The following is a 21,899-nucleotide window of genomic DNA, read 5'->3' on the forward strand; positions in this document are numbered from 1 at the left end:
TCTTCTCCTACTCTATTTATATTCTTTATAAAAATCTACAAATCTATCAATAGCTTCTTCCAAAATTCTTTTGCTAGTTGCAACATTTATTCTTACAAAGCCTTCATAATCATTAATAAATCTACTTCCTGTCTCTAATAAAACTTTCTTTTCTTCTGCCAATTCTATTATGAACTTATCTACATCTTTAACCTTTTCTAGCTTAATCCATAATAGATATCCTGATTCAGGTTCCATTATCTTAATATCATCTATATTAATTTTATTAATTACTAGATTCATATTCTCTTTTATGTTTTTTCTTAATGCTTGAACCCACTGAAATCCATTATTATAACATATAGTTAACAATTCTACTCCAAATCTATTTGCATGAAGTTTTCTATTGTTAAACTCATTTTCTAAAGCTAACTTTAATTCTAAGTTACTGCATAAAAATGTAGATATATTTAGACCTGCTATATTAAAAGTTTTATTAGGTGATGAAATAACAATTATATTATCATTTTCTTCTAAATAGTCTGAAAGGGAATTAAACTTATTTTCACCTAAGACTAAATCACCATGTACTTCATCACTTATAATTTTTATATTATTTTGTTTACATAAACTTACTAATTTATCTAATTCATCTTTACTCCAACACCTTCCAGATGGATTATGTGGATTGCAAAAAATAATACCTTTTATATTATTTCTTTCAACGAATTCACTTAACTCTTTAAAGTCTATATAATATCTATCTTTATTAATTTTTAATTTATATTTATATAAATTCATATTATTATTTATTACTACGTCTTTAAAAGGTCCATATACTGGGGTAAAGATTAACAAGTTATCTTTTTTATTAAATACCTTTTCTACAATAAGATGCATTGATGATAATGCTCCTATAGATGGTACTATCCATTCCTTTTTTATACTACATGAATAATTCTTTTTATACCATTGAACTACACTATCATAAAATGAATCTCTTACATCAAAATAACCAAAATCACCTTTTGTAATCAATTCATTTATAGGATTTATAATTTCATCTGGTAATTTATAATCCATATCAGCAATAAACAAGGGATAGTTTTCTTCATCACTTATTTTAAATCTTTTATTAATGTACTCTTTACTCCATTTCTTAGAACCATTATCTTTTCTATCTAGTATATCTTCAAAGCTGTACATCATTCCCTCTTTTCTTCATACCTTTTAATAAATTCCTTTATTATATAATCCATTGCTATATGAAAATTTAATCTAGTATCAATATTATTGTCAAAGTCATGTGTATATGCAGTATAAACCACATACTTTGATAACTTTTCACTAGTAGAATTTGTAGATTCAGTTATCAATACAACATCTATGCCTCTCATATTAGTTTCTACTAATACTTCTAACAACTCTGGAGTTTCCCCTCCCCTTGATAGAACAAATACTAAGTCCTCATCCCTTTTTAGAATTTTACTTGATAGCCTCATAAATCTTGAATCATCATGTTGTTCTGCTGGAATGCCTAGAAGCTGTAATTTAATTTGGAATATTTTCCCTAAGTAATTACTCATTCCCATTCCATATATAGTTATTCTTTTACATTTCAACATTTTATCAATAATCTCGCCTATATTAGCTTGTTTTACAAGTTTATAGGTATCAAGCATATTTTCTATAAACTCTTTGTCATCTGGCATAAATATGCTGTCATCTTCTTGTTTATCTTTTTCAAAATATTCATCTTTAAATTGTATAAAACTTTTATAACCTAACTTTTTAGAAAGTCGGTGCACACTTGTACTACTTATATTAAATTCCTCTGAAATATTCATAATCGTAAAAGTATCATAAGTAAATTTACTCTTATTCTCTAATAATAACTGCAAAAGCTCTTTCTCTAATTTTGTTAAATATTTTGCATTTACTGAAATTCTTTTATGTAGTTTCATGTGTGCGCCTCCTAAAACATTTTTATATTATTATGCCACTTCTTCTGCTCTATATTGCTTATCTAAGGCTAACACAAATGGATAATATATTGCAAAGGCTGCTATAATTGCAACTACTTGAACAACTGCTCCTTGCCATCCACTTACTAAGAAACCACTAAATATTGGCGGTGTTGGCCATGGTGCTACTACTCCATTGAAAGGATTCATAAATCCTATTACTATTGCTCCATATGCTATAAGTACTGACACTATTGGTGCTAAAGTAATTGGAATTAACATTAACGGATTCATAATTATTGGTAATCCAAATACTATTGGTTCATTTATGTTAAATACTGCTGGTACTGTGCTTAATTTGCTTAGCATCTTCATTCTTTGAGATTTAGCTACTACAAGCATTGCTAGCACAAGACCTATTGTCATACCTGCCCCACCTATAGTTGCAAATTGGTCAATCATTTGAATTGTACCTATATTAGCATTTTCTAAAGTTAAAGCTCCTTGCTTAAATAACTCAAGATTTTCTACTGAGTTTGCATTTAATAATGGATTTACAATTGAGTTAACAACTGTTGGATGAATACCAAACCACCATAAGAATCCATTTAAACCTGCTACTATTGTTATTGCTATAGGAGATGCTGTTAATCCTTGTAATGGTACTTGTAAAATATCATAGATAAATTCATGCATTGATTTGCCCATTGTAAGGAATATACCATTAACCAGTAATGCAAATGCAACTACAATTACACCTGGAACTAATGAAAAGAATGACTTATATACCATTGGAGGTACATTTTCTGGTAACTTTATTACTAAATTCTTTTTAACAATAAATCTATATATCTCTGTGGACGTAATACTCATTATTATCGCTGTTATAACACCTTTTGTTCCAAGCCATGCCATTGGTAAAACTTTATTTATGACTTCACCTGATTCAGCTGTTACGAATTTTGGTGTAACAATTACATACGCAACTATTGAAATTATCATAACAGGTAATGGGTCAACTTCATCGCTTTCTGCTAGCTTGTATGCTATTGTACCAGCTAATAATATACCCATCATATCAAAAGTTGCTCTATATGCTGGAGAAAGGAAACTATCCCACTCTGGCCCAAATATCTTTGCCATAAACTCCGGATATCCAGTAATAGGAAAATCAGTAATTAATAAAAATACTGATGCTATTATTGTAAGAGGCATTATAACCATAAAACCTGATTTTAATGCTCTCATATATCTAAGAGATGCAAATTTTGATACAACAGGAACCATTTTTTCTTCAATAAAATTAGATATAAAATTCATTTAAAATTCCTCCTTGCTATTTTTAATAACGTTTACAATACTTATTATATGGATTTTTTTACACAAATCCATTCCTAACTTCGGAAAATTTTCCACACTGCTACTTACATAGAACTTTTATAAACAAAAAAAGAAACTGCTAAACAGTTTCTTTATTTTTTCCTTTTTACCTTCTTTTCCTCTTTATCCTTCTGCTTCTTATATTTACATAAATGTGATAATGGACACACTTCACATTGTGGTCTTCTAGCTATACAACACCTTCTACCATGAAATATTAATAAGTGATGTGCTAATGACCATTCTTTTTTGGGTAATTCCTTTTGTAATTGTTTTTCAACTTCTAGAACATTATCAGAATCAACTAAGCCTAAAAGATTAGATACTCTAAAAACATGAGTATCTACAGCTATTGAAGGTACACCAAAAGCATTTGATAACACTACATTAGCAGTTTTTCTTCCAGCTCCAGCAAGAGAAGTTATTCCCTCCATAGTATTAGGTACTTCTCCATTATATTTTTCTTTAAGCTGATGGCACATCATTATTAAATTTTTAGCCTTACTTCTATAAAGACCTATTTGCTTTATTCTTTCTTCAAGTTCTTCATTAGAAAGTGTCAAAAAAGCATCTAAATCAGGATAATCCCTAAATAATGTTTCTGTTACTTCATTAACTTTTTTATCTGTAGTTTGAGCAGATAAAATTGTTGCTACTAATAATTGAAACGGAGTCCCATAATTAAGTTCACATTTTGCATCTGGATAAGTTTCTTTTAAAATTTCTAAAATTTCTTTCGTTTTTTTCTTCATCTATTTATAAACTCCTCTATACTCTTCAGGTAATAATTCAGCTATTGACCTCATGAGAATATACATGCACTTATTATCATATTCATGCTTATCTTCTTCCTTAATTCTCTTGGGTAATTCTACTGGCTTACCAAACTTAACAGTAACATCTGCTTCATGCCAAGTTTCGCTACCCATATTCCCCCCTTCATCAATTGGAAGAAGCTTATCTGTTCCACTCATTCCGATAGGTATAATCTTAGCTTTAGTCATTCTTGCTAATAATAATATACCCTTTTTTCCTTCAATCATTGCACCTGTTCTACTTCTTGTTCCTTCTGGAAAAATCAATAAATTTTCTCCATTCTTAACTGTCTTAACCATTGTTGTTATTGCTTCTTTATCTGCAGTATTAGGTTTAACAGGTATATTTTTTACCATTTTTGTTCCTGCATTTGTAATAGGGTCATTTGTTAATTTAACTCCTGCAACAAAATATGGATCATACTTTTCCTTTAACAATTTATTTAAAACAATACCATCTGAATTACTTAAGTGATTACAGATAAAGATAAATGGTCCCTCATATTTTTCTAGTTTTTCAAATCCCTCTATATGTAACCTTGCAAACTTTTTTAAATAATTATTAGTTATTTTCTTTGCTACTTCAACTAATACCCCTTCTGGTAATATTTTCAACACTTTAACTGTAAATGGTGACAACATACTTAACTTACACCTACCTTCTATACTACTTTAAATCCTTTATACCTTCTTCTAATATTTCCATTAACAATAAGGTTTCTTCGTCTTTAATCTTTTTAGGAGTTCCATTTATTATAGCTTCATATAAATCATCATATACTCTACCATAATCCCCTTGAACAGATTTAACCTTTTCCTCATGAATCTCACCATTATTATCAATATAAGTTATATCCCCATAATGCATTAATGTATCAACTCCGAAGTCTTTGTTATTTGGCATATAGAATAACTTTAAATGTTCCTCTTGACGGTCTTTAGTTTGCTTTATAAAGCACCCTTTCTTTCCATACACTATAAAGCTAGGTCTTTCCTTTATTCTAAAATAACTTGATCTAACAGATATCTTTAAATTACCATAAAACATATCCACTTGGAAGTAATCATTCATTTTTCCTTTCCCTAGTAATTGTCTCACATCATAATTAATCTTATCTGGCTTTCCAAAATAACTAATTACTTGATCTATAGTATGACAGCCATGTCCATATAGAAAAGAATTATTAGCACCCTCATACTTACTATGTTCTGGTACCTCTTGGCGATAATAATCAAAATTCATTTCAATTTCAAATAATTCTCCAAGTTTTCCTTCCCCTATTACTTTTTGAACTGTTAAAAAATCACTATCAAAACGTCTATTCTGATAAGTTTGAACTATAAGTCCTTTTTCTTTTGCCAATTTAAATATTTCTTTTGCTTCCTCTGATGTCTTCATAAATGGTTTTTCAACTAAACAATGTTTATTGCTTTCCAAAACCATTTTTGCATACTCATAATGACTATCTTGATGGGTGCATACTACTACTAAATTAATTTCATCATCATTTAATAATTCATATATATCTGATGTGTATTTAACTCCTGGGATCTTGCTCCAAGTATCATGTTCTGGATTTCTCCTATATATAGTTTTAATTTTTATATTATCTCTTTCTAATACGAATGGAATATGATATCTATTAGTACTCTTTCCATTACCTATATAACCTATATTAAACATAAAATCCTCCTAAGTAACTGTAACTTTTATCCACCGAAATATATTATATCACATATGAATTTCTTGAAAAACTTCTAGATATTCAATTAGATATCAGTAAATTAAAAGGAGATTATTACACTAGATTTGGGATTATTAAAAGTAAAACAAATTGTTCTTTGACCCCTTTATCTGCTAGAGTAGAATTAATTTCCAATTATTAAAGGATTTAATGGATGGTGTAATTCTTAAAATTATAAATAATAAAACGACCTACGGATATGAAATATACGAAACATTACAAGAGTTAGGTTTCACAGAGCTTGCTGAAGGCTCATTTTATCAACTATTATTAAGACTAGAGAAGAAAAAGTTAATTAAGGGCACTAAGAGACCCTCCCCTTTATGACCATGTAGAAAATACTACTCTCTTACCTCAGAAGGAGTAGAAGAAATGGAAAACTTTAAAATATCTTGGGATAAAATTAATTCGGAAGTTTCAAAACTTTGTATGTGAAATAATATTTATAAAAAGCCTTAGTATAGATGCATTTTTTATTCATCAAATACTAAGACTTAAATTATACTCTTTATTTAATATCTCTTATTCTATTAATATACGCTTGTATATATGGGGAATCTGTTTTTATTGCACTAACCTCTTTTCCATTATACATTTTCATCCTAATTAGAACATTTCTTTTTAGTACATTCTTGCCTCTCCACCCACAAGATGTATTCTTTAATGTGGATTTAAATTCTCCATTCCCCATATTAACTATATTATCGCTGTAATCTTTCTCCATAAATTCTAGTGGTTTAAACCCTTCTATATGAGAAAACTTTATTTCTTCATTATATGGACATCTTAGTTGACAACTATCACACCCAAAAGTTCTTCCCTTCAATGCCTTAATTTCCCACTCTTCTAAATCCTTTTTTTGAGTAATATATGATAAACATATATTAGAATTTTTTCTATTAGGATTAATTGACTTTGTAGGACACTCTCCAAAACAAATAGAACATTCTCCACATTCTTTATGTTTCATAAGTTCTTCAAAGTTACCATTATCATCATCATACATTTCTAAATCTGTAATTACTTCTCCTAAAAATACATAGGAACCATATTCTTTAGTAATTAACATATTGTTCTTTCCTATAAAACCTACACCGGCTAAATAAGCTATATACCTTTCAGGTAAGGTGTTGCTATCTACAAAGGATATAGCCTTTCCACCCTTTACTCTTATAAATTCACAAATTTTATCTAGGTAATCCTTTAGTACCATGTGATAATCATTACCTCTAGTATATAATGAAAATCCATTATCAAAATGTTCCTGGTCATGAAGATAAGGGAAAGCTATAGAAATTATAGTCTTTCCCTCTTCCATATAATGATTTGGATTTATCCTTTTTTGAATATCTTCCTCTTCAAACTCATTTTGTATATTTAATTTTTTTCTATTTTCATAGAACTCTTCAAGCTCACTAAATTTTCTGCACTTTACAAAACCAATGTTTGTTAATCCTAAACTGTTGCAGTATGACAAAACTTCTTCCTTTAAACTCATTTTTTATATCACCATATCATTAAATATTTTTTTCTTTGCTCCCCTAAAGTCACTTATTTCAATAATAGTAGCACTAGTTCTAATAATATTTTTTGCTGGAATTCCTACTGCTGTTGCTCCTTCTGGAACATCTTTAACAACTACAGCATTAGCTCCTATCTTTGCATTATTTCCAACTTTTATAGGTCCTAATACTTTAGCCCCTGCACCTATTACCACTCCATTACCTATAGTAGGATGCCTTTTCCCTTTATCTTTTCCTGTTCCTCCAAGTGTTACACCATGATAAATTAAAACATCGTCACCAATCTCTGCTGTTTCTCCAATAACAACACCCATTCCGTGATCTATACATAAGCCTTTACCTATGGTAGCACCTGGATGAATCTCTATTCCAGTAAAGAATCTAGCTATTTGCGATATTAATCTAGCTAAGAAAAACCATTTATGCTTATATAAAAAATGTGATAATTTATGAGCAATCTGTACATGAATACATGGATACAATAGTAATACTTCTAATTTGCTTCTTGCTGCTGGATCATTTTCTACAATTCTGCTTAAGTTATAATTTAAAGTTTTGAACATTGCCACAACTCCTTTGTTTCTATTTTCTAGTCATATAAACCCATTGATATATATTTTTCTCCTCCATCTGGAGCAATAGCAAGAATCTTCTTGCCCTTTCCTACCTTCTTAGCTAACTCTATTGCTGCAAACACTGCTGCTCCTGATGATATTCCTATTAATACACCTTCTTGTGCAGCAAAGTCTTTTGCAGTTTTAAATGCATCTTCATCTGTCACTTGTACTACTTCATCTATAATTGAACTATCGTAATTTCCCGGAACAAATCCTGCCCCTATACCTTGTATCTTATGTGCTCCTGGATTTCCTCCACTTAAAACTGGTGATTTAGATGGTTCAACTGCAACTACCTTTAATCCACTTATTTTTTCCTTTAAATTTTTTCCAACACCTGTTACAGTTCCACCTGTTCCAACTCCTGAAATAAAGTAATCTAAATCATTTATATCTTCAAATATTTCTTCTGCTGTTGTAGCATAGTGCTTTTCTGGATTTGCTATATTTTCGAATTGTTGTGGAATAAAGTATCCACCTTGTTTTTCATATTCTAGGGCTTTTTCTATAGCACCTTTCATTCCCTTGCTACCTTCTGTTAATACAAGCTCTGCTCCATATGCCTTGATTAAATCTCTTCTTTCTTTACTCATTGTTTCAGGCATAATTATTATAACCTTATATCCCTTTAATTTTCCTATCATAGCTAAACCTATTCCAGTATTCCCACTTGTTGGCTCAACTATTGTTACTCCTGGTTTTAATAATCCTTCTTTTTCAGCCTTTTCAATCATTCCTAAAGCAGCCCTATCCTTAACGCTACCACCTGGATTAAATTTTTCTAGCTTTACATATACCTCTGCACTATTTTCTTCAACTAAACTATTCACCTTAAGCACTGGTGTTTTTCCTACTAATTCTAATATTCCATTATAGATCATGTTTAAAAACCTCCTAAAATTTATTGTATTAATATCTTTATTTTGCCTAGGGTGAAAGCCATCCCGGAATGTTTAGCTAAAACTTTCATCCTAACTTTTTTATAAATAAAAAAACCCCGGCTCTATTAATTATAGAGACGAAGTAAAATTCGCGGTTCCACTCTAATTGGATTTTAAAAATCCCACTCTTTTATCAGGTACGTGCACATACCTTATCACTATAACGGGTGAATCCGGAAAATCTTACTACTATTTCAGACCTCAACTCCAAAGGGCACTTCACAATTAATATGGATGAAAAGTTCTCAACTACCTTTTCTCTCTGTAAACCTCATAAAAGTTACTTTCCTTCTTCACTGTTTTTAATTCAGAGTATTTTGCTATGCTTTATAATCTTATTATATGCTTTATCCTGAAATTGTCAACAGTTTTTTGTTTTTTCTTTATACAATAACAAAGAGAAACTGTAAAACAATTTCTCTTCTAAATTACTACTCCTTATTTAATTGATTTGTTCTTCTTTTTCCATAATGGATAAAATTCTTCATCTATTATATCATGAATTAATACTATACCAATTAACCTATTATCTTCATCTACAACAGCTGTTGATAATAAATCGTACTTAGCAGCCTTATCTATTACTTCTTCTATAGATTCGGTATGCTTAACTGTGGTAATATTTTCTTCCATAAGTTCTGAAAGCTTTTTCTTACCATCACTTAATAATAGATCTCTTAATATTACTAACCCTTTAATTTTATCTTCTTCATCAGTTACATAAATATAATACATAACTTCTTCATCAGGCTGCATTTCCTTAAGTATTTCAACTGTTTCTTCTACAGTAACATTTAGCCCAAAAGAAATAAATTCTTTTGTCATTATACTACCTGCTGTTTCATCTTCATATCTTAAAAGTTCTTGTACTTCTTCTGCATCCTCATGCTCCAAGTTTACTAAGACCTTTTCTTTTTCTTCTTCATCTAATTCATCTAATAAATCAGCGATTTCATCATTACCCATATTTTCTAGCAATTCAGCCGTTTTAACTTCTGATAAATCCTTAATTATGCTCCCTTTATATTCGTCTTCAATTTCTTCGAAAGTTTCAGCAGCTAAATCCTCATCTAAGGATTCAAATAATGCTCTTCTTGAACTTTCATCTAGATCTTCTAATATATCAGCTAAATCAGCTGGATGTAAGGCTGTTAATTTCTTATAAGACTTTGATAACTGCAGGTTATTATTAACCATTTCTATAGACTCAACATCATCCCACATTAATATCTTATCTTCATAATCTTTCTTTAGGAACTTATATAACACCTTACCAACACCACTCATGCCCATTCTTCTGAATTTAGCCAATGGTCCTGTTTCTACAGCTACAACTCTATACTCTCCAGCAATTTCAGCCATTCTCATATCATTAACTCTAACAACCTGTTTACCGTTAATATCTACTATATTCTTATCTAATAAATTCCTAGATAATAAATAAGTATAAGTTCTAGCTAATATTTCCCTACTACCTACTGTCTTTATAACAATTCTTCCATTATCATCGTAAACACCTATGCTCTTAAACTCATAGTTAAATGTGGAACCATCTTTTTTCACCTTATATCCGATTACTCTTGGATATCCTTCATCAGTAGTTACATAAATATCTTTTAGGGAACCTAAAACATCATTAAACTCATCATAGATATTTTTTCCTAGTATCTGTGAATATAGAAAAACTGATAGTCTCTTCATAACGCTTCCTCCTTATTATCTAGAGGAAGAACATTATAAATTTATAAATAATGTAGAGCTTCCTCTAGGTTTACTTTTATTCAGTTTTGGCAATGACCTATGCTGAGGCCCACCCTCCATTATTTACACCACCTTTTATGTTTAAAAATTCCAAATATAGTTATACTCAAAAATAGCTGACAATAGTTGTCAGCACTTATCCTTCAATATTTATTATATTATATGACTTCTAAAAGTAAACAACTTTTTCCCATTTGTAAATGAAAAATCTCTATGTTAATATAAGTAGACAAGAATTAGTGGAAACCTCTTGGAATAATTTATCTGAATTGGAGTTTTTAAAATGAAATTAGCTAAAGATTTTTTACCTATTTGTAAAGAAGATTTATTAAAAAGAAATATAGAACAATTAGACTTTATTATAGTTACAGGAGATGCATATGTAGACCATCCATCCTTTGGTACAGCAATTATTGGACGTACTTTAGAGGCACAAGGATTTAAAGTTGGCGTTATTGCTCAACCAAATTGGAACAATGCAGACGACTTTAAAAAACTTGGTAAGCCTAAGTATGCCTTCCTTGTTAACTCTGGAAATATAGATTCTATGGTTAACCATTATACTGCTGCTAAGAAGAAAAGACATGACGATTTTTACTCTCCAGGTGGTAAAAGTGGATACAGACCAGATAGAGCTGTAATAGTTTATTGTAATAGAGTAAGAGAAGCCTATAAAGATGTACCAATAGTTATTGGAGGTATAGAAGCAAGCTTAAGAAGATTTGCTCATTATGACTACTGGGACAATAAAGTTAGAAGAAGTATTTTAGTTGATTCTAAAGCAGACCTTTTAATATATGGTATGGGTGAAAAGACTATTGTTCAAATAGCTGAAATGTTTAAATATGGTGCGAGTGCAAATAGTTTAACAGGCATTAGAGGGACTTGTTATTTAACAAAGGATACCTTAGGCTTAGATAAATATATAACTGTACCTTCTTTTGAGGAAGTATCTACAGATACAACTGCTTATGGTGATGCATTTAAAGTTGAATACTATGAACAAGACCCTATTAGAGGAAATGGAATAATACAAAAACATGGTGATAGATATTTAGTTCAAAATCCACCTCAAGTTCCTTTAACTAATGAGGAAATGAACTTTACATATGATTTACCTTTTATGAGAACCTATCACCCTTGTTATGAAAAACTAGGGGGAATCCCAGCTATACAAGAAGTTAAGTTTTCTATTACAAGTCATAGAGGGTGTTATGGTTCATGTTCATTCTGTGCCTTAACTTTCCACCAAGGTAGAATAATCCAAACTAGAGATGGGGATTCAATTGTTGAAGAAGCAAAACTTCTTACAACTTTACCTGATTTTAAGGGATATATTCATGATGTTGGTGGACCAACAGCTGACTTTAGACACAGAGCTTGTAATGTTCAAAAAGAGCATGGTGCTTGCAAACATAAACAATGTATGTTCCCAAAACCATGTAAAAATCTTATTATAGATCATAATGAGTACTTATCTGTTTTAAGAAGGGTTAGATCTATAAAAGGAATTAAAAAGGTATTTGTTCGTTCAGGTTTAAGATATGATTATATGATTCATGATAAAGATGATACATTTTTTAAAGAATTATGTGAGTATCATATAAGCGGACAACTAAAGGTTGCTCCTGAGCATGTTACTCCTAGAGTTTTAGCTCAAATGGGTAAACCAACAAGAGAAGTGTATGATAGATTTGTTAATAAATATTTTGATATAAACAAGAAACTAGGTAAAAAGCAATATTTAGTTCCTTATTTAATGTCTTCTCACCCTGGATCAGATTTAAATGCTGCAATTGAGTTAGCTCAATATGTTAAAAGCATGGGATATACACCTGAACAAGTTCAAGATTTCTACCCTACACCAGGTAGCTTATCTACAACAATATACTATATAGGATATAATCCATTAACAGGAGAAAAGGTATATACTCCAAAAACTCAAGAAGAAAAAAATATGCAAAGAGCTCTAATTCAATTTGGAGTTCCTAAGAACTATGAAATAGTTAAAAAAGCTTTAATTAAAGCTGGTAGAGAAGATTTAATTGGTAGTGGAAAAGATTGCTTAATACCTGCAAAACCACCAAGAAATAATAGTGGAAAAAAAGTAAAATCTAACATTTCTAAAAAAATACAAAATAATACTAGAAGTAATGAAGATGCTCCTAAAAGAAAATCAAATCATAGTAAATCTTCTAGAAAGAAAAGAAACAGGTAATAAATAATTAATAAGGAGAGAAATTGCTTTGCAATTTCTCTTTAATTCTATAAAAATAAAAAACTTTGCAAAAGCAAAGTTTTAACCAAAGTTATTAATTAATTCATAACTTTTTAAAGGTGTTTATTGCAAATCCCATTATCATAAGAAATATTCCATCACCAAAAATGGGATATGGAAATAATCTTAGCCCTCCCAAATACAATATATTCTCTAATATTACTACTAATGATGCAATTATTAAATATATCATACCTTTTTTATTGTTATGGGGTTTATCTAAAAAATATACACAATAAATTAAAAGACTCCCAATGATTACTAATGAACCTAAAAATAATGCTGTTTCGTTATATATCTTTATTACATATCCATAAATAGGATTAAAGACAACCTTCCCCTTCATAGTAAACATTGTTGCCACATATAATATAACTAATACTACTGCAATAATGTAGTTGATGTTAAAACTCAACTTATCCCATCTTAAATATACATACGCCAAAGCTAAAATCATTAATGGTATTGCAAGATGATTTAAAAATAGTAATGGCTTTAACATATATACAAATCTACCATCTTTCATTATGCATAACAAAAATAACCCTATGTATCTTAAAACAAAAAGACTCATTACCACCATCATATATGCTTTTATCTTCTTTGGAGAAACCTTCAAATTCTTTTTCATTAAGAAAATAAGCAAAAAAATTATAAGTAACAAGAAAATATAATAGGCTAAATTCACTCTGAACACTCCTAACTTACTCTACTGTTACTTATAATTATTAAAAAATATACTATTTTATTCCTAAAACTTTTATTCCACCTTTTATACATCTAATTCTTAGTGGAAAATCTGGTCCCTTTTCTCCATCAATATCAACAACAATATCTTCCTCTGACTCAATTAAAATATCATCAGTTTTAAAATATATTACTTTATCTGAATCTAAATGCTCTCCCTTAAGTATCTTTATAAATAAAGGTAATATCTCTATTATTGGTACTGCCTTTATCATAATAACATCAAGATATCCATCATTAACATCAGCTCTAGTTGCTAACTTAAAGTTTCCTGCTGTCTGTCCATTAAAAACAAGTATTAAATACATTTCACCATCAAAATCTACTTCCTTAGATTTTAAGTGAACCTTTAATCTTCTAAAATTAGGAATTTCCTCTATACCCTTAAGATAATATGCAAGTTTCCCTATTGTATTTTTTAAGTTCAAGTCAGTTTTTTGAGATACATCTGTAAACAATCCTGAACTTGCTACATTTATAAAGTACTTATCATTTATTTTTCCTATATCAACCGCTTTCGGCTCAGATTCAAGTATTTGATTACATGCCTTTGTAACATCTGAAGGAATACCTATAAACTTACCAAAATCATTTGCCGTACCAACTGGTAGTATTCCTATTGGTAAATCAATTCCTCTGTTCATCATTGCATTAACCACTGAGTCTACTGTACCGTCACCACCAGCAACTAATACATAATTATAATCTTTATCTATAATGTCAAAAGCTTCATCAATATCCTTATCTTTTTGTATTCTATATGGAACTACTTGATATCCTTTTTCTTGATGCAACTTCATTACTTTATCTAATTCATGTAATATAATATTTTCACCTGAGTATGGGTTATATATGAACCTAACCTTTTTCATAATATACCTCCGCTCTAATAATACTACAGAGGATTATATCACCAATACCAAATATTGTCGAGAAACTCCTCTTTAAGTTAATAAAAATTTAAGATTACTATAACTACATTAAGATTATCTTAAATGTATATTTCCTCTTATATTATATTAATTTATATGATATAATTATTCATTGTAAACAAAAGTAATTTTAGGAGTGATTATATGAGAAAAAGCTGTATTCCTAACATATTTACTTTCATTAACTTGTCATGTGGTGTATTTTCACTACTTTCAACTTTTGAAAAACAATATGTTTTAGCAAGTATTTTCATACTTATAGCTGGTTTAGTTGATAGGTACGATGGAAGAGTTGCTAGATTTCTACAAGTATCAAGCGACTTAGGAAAAGAACTAGACTCATTAGCTGATTTAGTATCTTTTGGTGTAGCTCCATCTGTATTAATATATATATTATTTAATTTAAATACTTTTGGACCAAAGGGAATTTTAGGAATAATACTTTTAATTGCTTTCCCAATCTGTGGTGCATATAGATTAGCAAGATATAATACATCTTCCTTTGATGGTGTTTTTACAGGTGTTCCTATAACAATTACAGGTTGCTTCCTTGCTGCATTCGCTTTAATTGCGAACTATGCACAAGCACCAGTATTTTTAGCTATTATTTTTATGATTTTAGGTGCTTACTTAATGGTTAGCAAAATACATCTTAAAAAGATTTAACTTAAGTTTTTAATTTATATAAATAAAGAATTCTGTTCTACAGAATTCTTTATTTATATCTAATTGTGGTAATCTATATCATCATGTATTTCTGTTAATATACTCTCTTTTTGTGTATTAGCGACTATAACCTCATTTTTTAGTGAACAATATTTTACATAAGAACCTTCACACTTTTTTATTGTCTTTAATAAATCATCTATAAGCTCTCCAACATCATCTATTCTTTCTAAAGCATGCTTTATTTCACTCTTTTTTATTACTGATGTAGCATGTAAATCTACTGTACTACTTATTAGTAACCTATATATTTCTATATAATTTCTTAACATAGTACTCATATTATTTAAATCTTCATAGTGACTTCTTATTAAACTATCATATCCCATTCCTTAACTCCTAAACATTTATATATTAAAATATATTCTACGAATTCATTTTAATGTATATATAAAAAGGTGCCTCAAATTTATATATTTGAAACACCTCTCTAAATTTAACTATTAACTTTCTACAACTTTTTCTTCTTCTTCAGAAATTTCTATTACTTCTGCTTCATTATCTTCTACTATTTCTACATCTTCAATTATGTCTTCACTTCTTGTTTCTTCTTGTTCACTTGAAGAATATTCTTCATCCGCCTCTTCCAAAATACTATCCTCAGTACTATCTTCTGTTTCTTCTTCTCCTCTCATTTCCCCTACAGGTTCTTCTATAACTCCTTCCTCTTTTATGTCTATATTAGAACCATTTTCTTCTCTTTCACTTACTACATTTACTTCATTGTCTTCAACTACTTCATTACCTTCAGTTGAATCCAATACTTCTCTTTTTTCTTTCTCTTCACCTGCTTCTACATCCATAGACCTAAATAAGTTATCTTCAAATTCTAAATCATCTTTTTCTACTACTGGATAAAAATATTTATCTGGTAAATTATAATACATCATTCTCCTCCTAGGAATTACTTAACTTTACAATAAGGTTTGAAGTAAGACTTTGGATAATTACATAAAGGACAATTTTTAGGTGCTTCTGTTCCTTCATGTATATAACCGCAGTTCATACATTGCCATAATGAAGGACCTATACTCTTAAACATCTCATCTTCTTTTATCTTATCTGCTAACTTTATAAATCTTTCTTCATGGGCTTCTTCAGTCTCTTGGAGCTCTTTATAAAAATCTGCGATATCATAAAAGCCTTCTTTTCTAGCTACATTTTCAAAATCTTTATAAGTTCTATTTGCTTCTTGTGCTTCACCTTTTGCAGCATCCCTAAGGTTAGCTTCTGTATTATTTATTTTACAAAGATACTTTTTTAACACTTCTCTAGCATGAGCCTTTTCATTTCCTGCAGTTTCTTCAAATATCTCTGCTACCCATCTATATCCTTCTTTTCTTGCCTGTTCAGCATACAGTGAGTATTTTGTATTTGCTCTTGATTCTCCTGCAAATGTTTTATAAAGGTTTTTTTCAGTTTCACTACCTTTAAGATTCATTTTATTCTCCTAAGTATTTCTTACTCATCTATAAATTATTCATTTCTCTATCTATTTGTTACTCTCTATTACTGTTATCTTTTTATCTACATCACAGTTAATATAGAATTCCTTATTGTCTTTATTTTTAGTTAACAATCTAACCTTATATCCCCATAACTGTTGAACATACTTTAATGTTTCTTTTGCATAAGTTGCCTCTAGCTCTCTTCCATCATATACATGTTCTAACGTTAAGGTAAGGTCTCTTGTATTTAAATCTGTCACTCTTATATATGGGATTGATCCTAATCCAGCAGTAAAAGCTAAATTATCTCTAATTTCTTTCCAACCACCTTCATCTGATACTTCTTCTATTACATAATCAAAACTTTTTTTACCATATTGGAACAAATTTAACTCCTCACATAATTCTTGTGTTAGATATCTTCTTATAAATGAAGCATCTCTTTCCATGGCCCTAACTTCAAATATCTTATCTTTTCCATACCTTCTTTCTATATCTTCAAACATTTTAAAGCCTACATAGTATGGATTTAATCCCCCTAATATAGGAGCAACCACATCATTATGCCTTTTCAAAAACTCAAAATGTAATCCCTCTGGTAAATCTAAGCTCTTTAAAATATTATAATGCCAATAGCTTGCCCAACCTTCATTCATAGTCTTAGTTTCTATTTGTGGCATAAAATATTCAGTTTCCCTTTTAACTATTCTAACAATATCCTTTTCCCACTCTTCTAACTTTCCATATTTAATAATAAACCCTACAACATCATCATAAGGCTCTAAAGGAATCTTATCTAAAATAGGTTCTTCTATTACCATATCCATATCAAGTATACTTTTATTTTCAATAGCCTTTTTATAATCATCTATTCTATTCTTTCGTATTTCCTCATCTGTAATTTCTTTTCTTCCAATTACTCTACCTATGTTATATCTTATTGCATGAGCAGCATCTAAAATTCTTTCTACTTTTTCATACCCTATTCCTGGAGCATTAATATATTCTCTAATAATTTCTCCATCAAGCTTAAACATCTCTAATGCTAATTTAGCTCTAGTTCCCTCTTTAAAAAGTCTATTATTTTTAAAAAAGTCATTATGACCATATACATGTGCTATAGTTAGTATTTGTAAGGGAAGAGTATTCTCTCTCATTAAGTATGCTAAGCAAGGATTAGAGTTAATTACCATTTCATATGGTAAACCTGTTAAATTAAAGGAATACAGTGTTTTATTTTTTTCATAAGACTTACCAAAGCTCCAATGAGGATACCTAGAAGGCATACCTACGTATGCCTCATATCCTAACATTTCGTTAAACCCTATAATTTCAAATTCTTGAGGATAGAAATTTAAGCCAAGCTCCTTAGCCTTACTTTCTATAACCTCATTCCATTCAATTAAATCTTTTAAAACATATTCCAAGCCTACTCCTCCTTTAGTTCCTTACTAAGCATTAACTTTAACGCCTCCCATAAGTCCTTTTTTTCTTTAACTATTACAGGTATAAAGTTTTCTTCATTTATTTGTTTTAAAAACCTATAATACATAGTTGTAGAGTAAGTAGAAGGTAATAGCTCTGCATATCCAAACATGTTACTTACTGAACATAATTCTTTTACTGCTTTCATTGCTCTTTCATTATCTTCTGTCCAGTTATCCCCATCTGAAGCATAAACAGGGTAAATATTCCACACTTCTGGTGGATACTTTTCTTTTATTAAATCTAAAGCTAGTCTTACCCCACTAGATATATAGGTTCCACCAGATTCTGCTTTGTGGAAAAACTCATATTCATCTACCCTCTTTGCTACAGTTGTATGAGAGATAAATTCAAAAGCAATATTATTATATTTACGTCTTAAAAATTTAGATAATACAAAGAAAAAAGATCTAGCTAAATATTTTTTAGTACTATCCATAGAGCCTGATACATCCATGATAAATATCATAACTGCATTACTTTCTCTTTTAGGCTTTTTCTTTACTCTATAATACCTTAAATCCTCTTCTCTAAAAGGGAACCTTTCTATCTCTATTTCTACCCCCTCTTCTGCTAACGCTCTCTTTTTACCCTGCTTTCTAGCAATTTTAGACATAACAGTCTTCTTTTTTGCTAAACGGGGATTAATTCCATATCTCTGATACCCCTTCTTTTTACCTGAACTTTCAGTAACAATCTCAGAGTACTTTTTCTTATCTAAATTTGGCAAATCTAGGTCTTCAGTAATATAATCTAGAAGTTCCTCTAATGTTATTTCCGTTTCATATATGTCTTCTCCTTCTCTATTTCCTGCTCCACCTTTTCCATTTGCTCCTTGTGGCTTGCCACTACCTATTTTATCCCCTCTTTTTTCTTCCCCCGTACCAGAAGCTACTCCTTTTGAATTTTTTCCGTAAACAAATTGATATTCCTTTATTCCTCTAATTGGAATTTTAAACTTTTTATTTTTACCTTCCCCTATAATACTTTCTTCTGATAAAATATCTCCTAAGTTTTCTTTTATAGACTTTTCTACTAGCTGCCTATGTCTTCTTCTATCTTCTATGGACCTATCGTGTTCTACTGCATTCTCACTATTATCTCTAAAGATTGCCATCTAGTTTCAATCCTTCCACAAATTATTTGCAGCATACTTTAAGATAACGTCACAACAATGCATACAATATCCATTATTCTTCATTTCCTCTACCATTGCATTGTACTTTTCTGCCTGTTCTTTATCTCTTACCCTAGATTTAGTTATTATTCTTGAAAGGTCCTTTACTGATGCTATAAGTTTCTTTTCTATAGCCTCTTTTAATGGTTCATAGGATGTATAATCTATCTTTGCCCCGCTTCTTACTAGATAGAACATATATGAGGTTACATCTGCCCTAAATCCCTTACTAGAAGATTCAGAAACTCCTATTTGCTCTTCAATATTTCTCATAAACTCTTCATCTGGATTTAATTCTTCACCAGTAGAAGTATCTTTTATTTTACTCTTATTAACAAAAGCTTCTGCATTATCTATATAATTATTAAAAAGACTTTCAGCCTGTTCTCTAAATGAATGGATAAAGGCCTTTGTAATTTCCTTCTCTAACATCTTGTTATATTCTTTCCTAATAGTGTCTTGTATAAATCCTAGATACTTCTTCTTATCATCAGCTCCAATATCCATCTCCTTAATTGATTTTATTATGCTCTCCATTATGCTTAATGGATTGATACAGTCACACTCTGAGTTTGATAATGCATTATCTATTGCTTTTACAATAAATCTAGTTGATATCCCCTTCATACCCTCATAAGTTCCTGATTCTTCTCTAAGCTCCATAATATCTATTCTCTTAGTTGTTCCCTTTTCTACAATTTCTTCACCATTATAAATTTTTAACTTTGTCATAGGATCAACTTTAGTTGATGGAGAAAGTCTTGAAAGAATTGCAAACATAGCAGCAACCTCAATTGTATGTGGAGCTATATGTGCTTTAAAGTTACTCTTTTTAATTATTTTTTGATAAATCTTCATTTCCTCATCTAACTCTAAGCAATATGGAACCTCTATTTTTACTATTCTATCTAAAATAGCTTCGTTGGTATGATCTGATTTAAATTTATTCCATTCTGCTTCATTTGAATGAGCAATTATAAGTCCATCAAAATAAATCATCGATCCTTTTCCTGGAGATGGCACAGACTTTTCTTGAGTAGCTGTAATTATTGTATGAAGATATTCAACATCATTTTTAAATACCTCTATAAACTCAACAAGCCCCCTATTACCAACATTAAAGGCACCATTTAGAGAAAAAATTCTTGGATCATCCTCAGCATACATGTCCATTTTAGAAATATCTATTGAACCTGTTAATATAGATGTATCTTGATTGTTAGGATCTACTGGTGGTACTACTCCAATACCCTTTCTTGATCTTATTGAGAAAGTCTTTGTTTCCACAGGAAACTCTTCATACTTCCCATTGTAATCATGCATTAACCTATATCTACATACAGGACATAAATCTCCTTCTATTTGTACTCCTAATAGTTCTTCAAATTTTGGTCTTAAATGTTTAGGAATTAGATGTAGTGGTTCTTCATGCATCGGACAACCCTTAAGAGCATATATAGGATCAGCTTCTTCCAATGCCTTCTTTAAGCTTTCAACTAAAGATGACTTTCCAGCTCCAACAGGCCCAACTAAATAAAGAACTTGCCTAGATTCTTCTCCCTTCATAGATGCAGAATTGAAGTAATTAACAAGTTTCATAATAACCTTGTCTATTCCATAAAAATCATTCTTAAAAAAATCATATTTTCTTATAGTTTCATTACCATATATCTTTTTAACCCTGGGATTCTCTTCAGCTTTTAGTAATTCAACCCCTTTGCCTACTATAATGTCATACATTCTTTTATGCGCTAGTTTAGCAATATCAGGATTTGACTTTATAATTTCAAGATAATCCAAAAAATTCCCTTCAAATTTCTGCTTGTTTCTAGCCTCTCTATCGCTTTCTATAAATTCTTTGAAGTTCATATGCACTCCCTCCTTTTACTTAAAATATATTCACCAAAAGTTATAGAGTATTCCTATCAAAGAATTTTTAATGAATAATAAGACTATTAATATAACTTTTTTCACAAATAATTTATTCCTAAATGAAAACTAATTACCTTTATAAACTTACAGTAAACACCTATACTTCATTAAATATGTAAATTAGTATACTAAAACCGTAAAAGGATACATATTCATAGTTTATTCTTTCGCTACATGGACAACATAAGATTGTACAATATTTGTACAATCTTTTTAAATATAAGGAGGTAGACAGGTATGTCTTCAAACAATAGTGGTAACAGAAATTTAGTTCCAGAAGCTAAAAAAGGATTAAATACTTTTAGAAATGAAGTAGCTTCAAGTTTTGGATTACAAGACTATGAAAATACTGACAAGGGTAACCTAACTTCTAAACAAAATGGAAGTGTCGGTGGAGAAATGGTTAAGAGAATGGTTCAACAATACGAAAATTCACTTAAATAATATAA

General features: G+C 29.9%; 22 protein-coding genes and 1 other annotated feature. Of the genes, 4 read left to right on the forward strand and 18 right to left on the reverse strand.

Annotated elements, in window-relative coordinates; genetic code table 11:
* Window positions 1-12: 12 nt before the first annotated feature.
* From G594_RS0111710 to G594_RS0111735, 6 genes are all read right to left on the reverse strand, one after another.
* Window positions 13-1,185, reverse strand: coding sequence for a MalY/PatB family protein (locus G594_RS0111710; RefSeq protein WP_034866537.1), 1,173 nt, complete (start codon window positions 1,183-1,185; stop codon window positions 13-15).
* Entirely contained in the window at window positions 1,185-1,943 is a 759-nt protein-coding gene (locus tag G594_RS0111715; RefSeq protein ID WP_027098760.1) for a MurR/RpiR family transcriptional regulator, read from the reverse strand. The genes G594_RS0111710 and G594_RS0111715 overlap by 1 nt, the downstream gene beginning before the upstream one ends.
* A gap of 30 nt (window positions 1,944-1,973) precedes the next feature.
* Window positions 1,974-3,263 (reverse strand): PTS sugar transporter subunit IIC, encoded by a 1,290-nt coding sequence (locus G594_RS0111720; protein ID WP_027098761.1) that lies wholly within the window; start codon window positions 3,261-3,263, stop codon window positions 1,974-1,976.
* Window positions 3,264-3,415: 152 nt separating this feature from the next.
* On the reverse strand, window positions 3,416-4,075 hold the full coding sequence (gene nth / locus G594_RS0111725) for an endonuclease III (protein ID WP_027098762.1): 660 nt from the start codon (window positions 4,073-4,075) through the stop codon (window positions 3,416-3,418).
* Window positions 4,076-4,780: a lysophospholipid acyltransferase family protein gene (locus G594_RS0111730; RefSeq protein ID WP_027098763.1), complete on the reverse strand. Its 705-nt coding sequence runs from the start codon at window positions 4,778-4,780 to the stop codon at window positions 4,076-4,078.
* Window positions 4,781-4,805: 25 nt separating this feature from the next.
* On the reverse strand, window positions 4,806-5,822 hold the full coding sequence (locus tag G594_RS0111735) for an oxidoreductase (protein ID WP_027098764.1): 1,017 nt from the start codon (window positions 5,820-5,822) through the stop codon (window positions 4,806-4,808).
* A gap of 211 nt (window positions 5,823-6,033) precedes the next feature.
* Between G594_RS0111735 and G594_RS20705 the strand changes: the two genes are divergently transcribed.
* Entirely contained in the window at window positions 6,034-6,210 is a 177-nt protein-coding gene (locus G594_RS20705; protein ID WP_316090417.1) for a helix-turn-helix transcriptional regulator, read from the forward strand.
* A gap of 181 nt (window positions 6,211-6,391) precedes the next feature.
* On the opposite strand, the gene queG is transcribed toward G594_RS20705, so the two are convergent.
* From queG to G594_RS0111760, 4 genes are all read right to left on the reverse strand, one after another.
* On the reverse strand, window positions 6,392-7,381 hold the full coding sequence (queG, locus tag G594_RS0111745) for a tRNA epoxyqueuosine(34) reductase QueG (protein ID WP_027098765.1): 990 nt from the start codon (window positions 7,379-7,381) through the stop codon (window positions 6,392-6,394).
* Window positions 7,382-7,384: 3 nt separating this feature from the next.
* A complete protein-coding gene (epsC, locus tag G594_RS0111750) occupies window positions 7,385-7,969 on the reverse strand; it encodes a serine O-acetyltransferase EpsC (RefSeq protein ID WP_027098766.1) in 585 nt (194 codons plus the stop codon).
* A gap of 26 nt (window positions 7,970-7,995) precedes the next feature.
* Window positions 7,996-8,904, reverse strand: a complete 909-nt coding sequence (gene cysK, locus G594_RS0111755; protein WP_027098767.1) for a cysteine synthase A — start codon at window positions 8,902-8,904, stop codon at window positions 7,996-7,998.
* Window positions 8,905-9,034: 130 nt separating this feature from the next.
* Window positions 9,035-9,270: a binding site (T-box leader), on the reverse strand.
* 132 nt (window positions 9,271-9,402) lie between these two features.
* Window positions 9,403-10,665: a magnesium transporter MgtE N-terminal domain-containing protein gene (locus tag G594_RS0111760; RefSeq protein ID WP_027098768.1), complete on the reverse strand. Its 1,263-nt coding sequence runs from the start codon at window positions 10,663-10,665 to the stop codon at window positions 9,403-9,405.
* Window positions 10,666-11,008: 343 nt separating this feature from the next.
* Here G594_RS0111760 and G594_RS0111770 point away from each other — a divergent pair, with 343 nt between their 5' ends.
* A complete protein-coding gene (locus G594_RS0111770; RefSeq protein ID WP_027098769.1) occupies window positions 11,009-12,943 on the forward strand; it encodes a YgiQ family radical SAM protein in 1,935 nt (644 codons plus the stop codon).
* 103 nt (window positions 12,944-13,046) lie between these two features.
* On the opposite strand, the gene G594_RS0111775 is transcribed toward G594_RS0111770, so the two are convergent.
* Complete coding sequence (locus tag G594_RS0111775; RefSeq protein ID WP_207734694.1) at window positions 13,047-13,634, reverse strand: hypothetical protein; 588 nt, start codon at window positions 13,632-13,634, stop codon at window positions 13,047-13,049.
* 109 nt (window positions 13,635-13,743) lie between these two features.
* Window positions 13,744-14,622 (reverse strand): YegS/Rv2252/BmrU family lipid kinase, encoded by an 879-nt coding sequence (locus G594_RS0111780; RefSeq protein WP_027098771.1) that lies wholly within the window; start codon window positions 14,620-14,622, stop codon window positions 13,744-13,746.
* Between the two features lie 204 nt (window positions 14,623-14,826).
* Between G594_RS0111780 and pssA the strand changes: the two genes are divergently transcribed.
* On the forward strand, window positions 14,827-15,348 hold the full coding sequence (gene pssA / locus G594_RS0111785; protein WP_027098772.1) for a CDP-diacylglycerol--serine O-phosphatidyltransferase: 522 nt from the start codon (window positions 14,827-14,829) through the stop codon (window positions 15,346-15,348).
* A gap of 59 nt (window positions 15,349-15,407) precedes the next feature.
* Here pssA and G594_RS0111790 read toward each other — a convergent pair whose 3' ends face one another.
* The 6 genes from G594_RS0111790 to G594_RS0111815 all read right to left on the reverse strand — a co-directional run bounded on the left by G594_RS0111790 (window position 15,408) and on the right by G594_RS0111815 (window position 21,387).
* Window positions 15,408-15,737 (reverse strand): hypothetical protein, encoded by a 330-nt coding sequence (locus G594_RS0111790; protein WP_027098773.1) that lies wholly within the window; start codon window positions 15,735-15,737, stop codon window positions 15,408-15,410.
* A gap of 114 nt (window positions 15,738-15,851) precedes the next feature.
* Complete coding sequence (locus tag G594_RS19665; RefSeq protein WP_027098774.1) at window positions 15,852-16,295, reverse strand: hypothetical protein; 444 nt, start codon at window positions 16,293-16,295, stop codon at window positions 15,852-15,854.
* 17 nt (window positions 16,296-16,312) lie between these two features.
* Window positions 16,313-16,849, reverse strand: a complete 537-nt coding sequence (locus tag G594_RS0111800) for a rubrerythrin family protein (protein ID WP_027098775.1) — start codon at window positions 16,847-16,849, stop codon at window positions 16,313-16,315.
* Between the two features lie 51 nt (window positions 16,850-16,900).
* On the reverse strand, window positions 16,901-18,283 hold the full coding sequence (locus G594_RS0111805; protein WP_027098776.1) for a SpoVR family protein: 1,383 nt from the start codon (window positions 18,281-18,283) through the stop codon (window positions 16,901-16,903).
* A gap of 2 nt (window positions 18,284-18,285) precedes the next feature.
* Window positions 18,286-19,458 (reverse strand): sporulation protein YhbH, encoded by a 1,173-nt coding sequence (yhbH, locus tag G594_RS0111810; RefSeq protein WP_027098777.1) that lies wholly within the window; start codon window positions 19,456-19,458, stop codon window positions 18,286-18,288.
* Between the two features lie 6 nt (window positions 19,459-19,464).
* Complete coding sequence (locus G594_RS0111815; RefSeq protein ID WP_027098778.1) at window positions 19,465-21,387, reverse strand: PrkA family serine protein kinase; 1,923 nt, start codon at window positions 21,385-21,387, stop codon at window positions 19,465-19,467.
* Between the two features lie 300 nt (window positions 21,388-21,687).
* Here G594_RS0111815 and G594_RS0111820 point away from each other — a divergent pair, with 300 nt between their 5' ends.
* Window positions 21,688-21,894 carry an alpha/beta-type small acid-soluble spore protein gene (locus tag G594_RS0111820; RefSeq protein ID WP_027098779.1) on the forward strand — a complete coding sequence of 69 codons (207 nt, stop codon included), beginning with the start codon at window positions 21,688-21,690 and terminating at the stop codon, window positions 21,892-21,894.
* The last annotated feature ends 5 nt before the right edge of the window (window positions 21,895-21,899 follow it).

Source organism: Clostridium paraputrificum AGR2156 (assembly GCF_000424025.1).
Taxonomy (GTDB): domain Bacteria; phylum Bacillota; class Clostridia; order Clostridiales; family Clostridiaceae; genus Clostridium; species Clostridium paraputrificum.

What these genes read in the sequence shown, in the direction of transcription:
- G594_RS0111730 (WP_027098763.1), bottom strand. Translation starts at nt 4,780, where the DNA reads ATGTTGTCACCATTTACAGTTAAAGTGTTGAAAATATTACCAGAAGGG.
- nth (WP_027098762.1), bottom strand. Translation starts at nt 4,075, where the DNA reads ATGAAGAAAAAAACGAAAGAAATTTTAGAAATTTTAAAAGAAACTTAT.
- G594_RS0111735 (WP_027098764.1), bottom strand. Translation starts at nt 5,822, where the DNA reads ATGTTTAATATAGGTTATATAGGTAATGGAAAGAGTACTAATAGATAT.
- G594_RS0111815 (WP_027098778.1), bottom strand. Translation starts at nt 21,387, where the DNA reads ATGAACTTCAAAGAATTTATAGAAAGCGATAGAGAGGCTAGAAACAAG.
- G594_RS0111800 (WP_027098775.1), bottom strand. Translation starts at nt 16,849, where the DNA reads ATGAATCTTAAAGGTAGTGAAACTGAAAAAAACCTTTATAAAACATTT.
- G594_RS0111720 (WP_027098761.1), bottom strand. Translation starts at nt 3,263, where the DNA reads ATGAATTTTATATCTAATTTTATTGAAGAAAAAATGGTTCCTGTTGTA.
- queG (WP_027098765.1), bottom strand. Translation starts at nt 7,381, where the DNA reads ATGAGTTTAAAGGAAGAAGTTTTGTCATACTGCAACAGTTTAGGATTA.
- G594_RS0111820 (WP_027098779.1), top strand. Translation starts at nt 21,688, where the DNA reads ATGTCTTCAAACAATAGTGGTAACAGAAATTTAGTTCCAGAAGCTAAA.
- G594_RS20705 (WP_316090417.1), top strand. Translation starts at nt 6,034, where the DNA reads ATGGATGGTGTAATTCTTAAAATTATAAATAATAAAACGACCTACGGA.
- G594_RS0111790 (WP_027098773.1), bottom strand. Translation starts at nt 15,737, where the DNA reads ATGGGATATGATAGTTTAATAAGAAGTCACTATGAAGATTTAAATAAT.
- yhbH (WP_027098777.1), bottom strand. Translation starts at nt 19,458, where the DNA reads ATGGCAATCTTTAGAGATAATAGTGAGAATGCAGTAGAACACGATAGG.
- epsC (WP_027098766.1), bottom strand. Translation starts at nt 7,969, where the DNA reads ATGTTCAAAACTTTAAATTATAACTTAAGCAGAATTGTAGAAAATGAT.
- G594_RS0111710 (WP_034866537.1), bottom strand. Translation starts at nt 1,185, where the DNA reads ATGTACAGCTTTGAAGATATACTAGATAGAAAAGATAATGGTTCTAAG.
- G594_RS0111715 (WP_027098760.1), bottom strand. Translation starts at nt 1,943, where the DNA reads ATGAAACTACATAAAAGAATTTCAGTAAATGCAAAATATTTAACAAAA.
- G594_RS19665 (WP_027098774.1), bottom strand. Translation starts at nt 16,295, where the DNA reads ATGTATTATAATTTACCAGATAAATATTTTTATCCAGTAGTAGAAAAA.
- pssA (WP_027098772.1), top strand. Translation starts at nt 14,827, where the DNA reads ATGAGAAAAAGCTGTATTCCTAACATATTTACTTTCATTAACTTGTCA.
- G594_RS0111775 (WP_207734694.1), bottom strand. Translation starts at nt 13,634, where the DNA reads ATGAAAAAGAATTTGAAGGTTTCTCCAAAGAAGATAAAAGCATATATG.
- G594_RS0111770 (WP_027098769.1), top strand. Translation starts at nt 11,009, where the DNA reads ATGAAATTAGCTAAAGATTTTTTACCTATTTGTAAAGAAGATTTATTA.
- G594_RS0111780 (WP_027098771.1), bottom strand. Translation starts at nt 14,622, where the DNA reads ATGAAAAAGGTTAGGTTCATATATAACCCATACTCAGGTGAAAATATT.
- cysK (WP_027098767.1), bottom strand. Translation starts at nt 8,904, where the DNA reads ATGATCTATAATGGAATATTAGAATTAGTAGGAAAAACACCAGTGCTT.
- G594_RS0111760 (WP_027098768.1), bottom strand. Translation starts at nt 10,665, where the DNA reads ATGAAGAGACTATCAGTTTTTCTATATTCACAGATACTAGGAAAAAAT.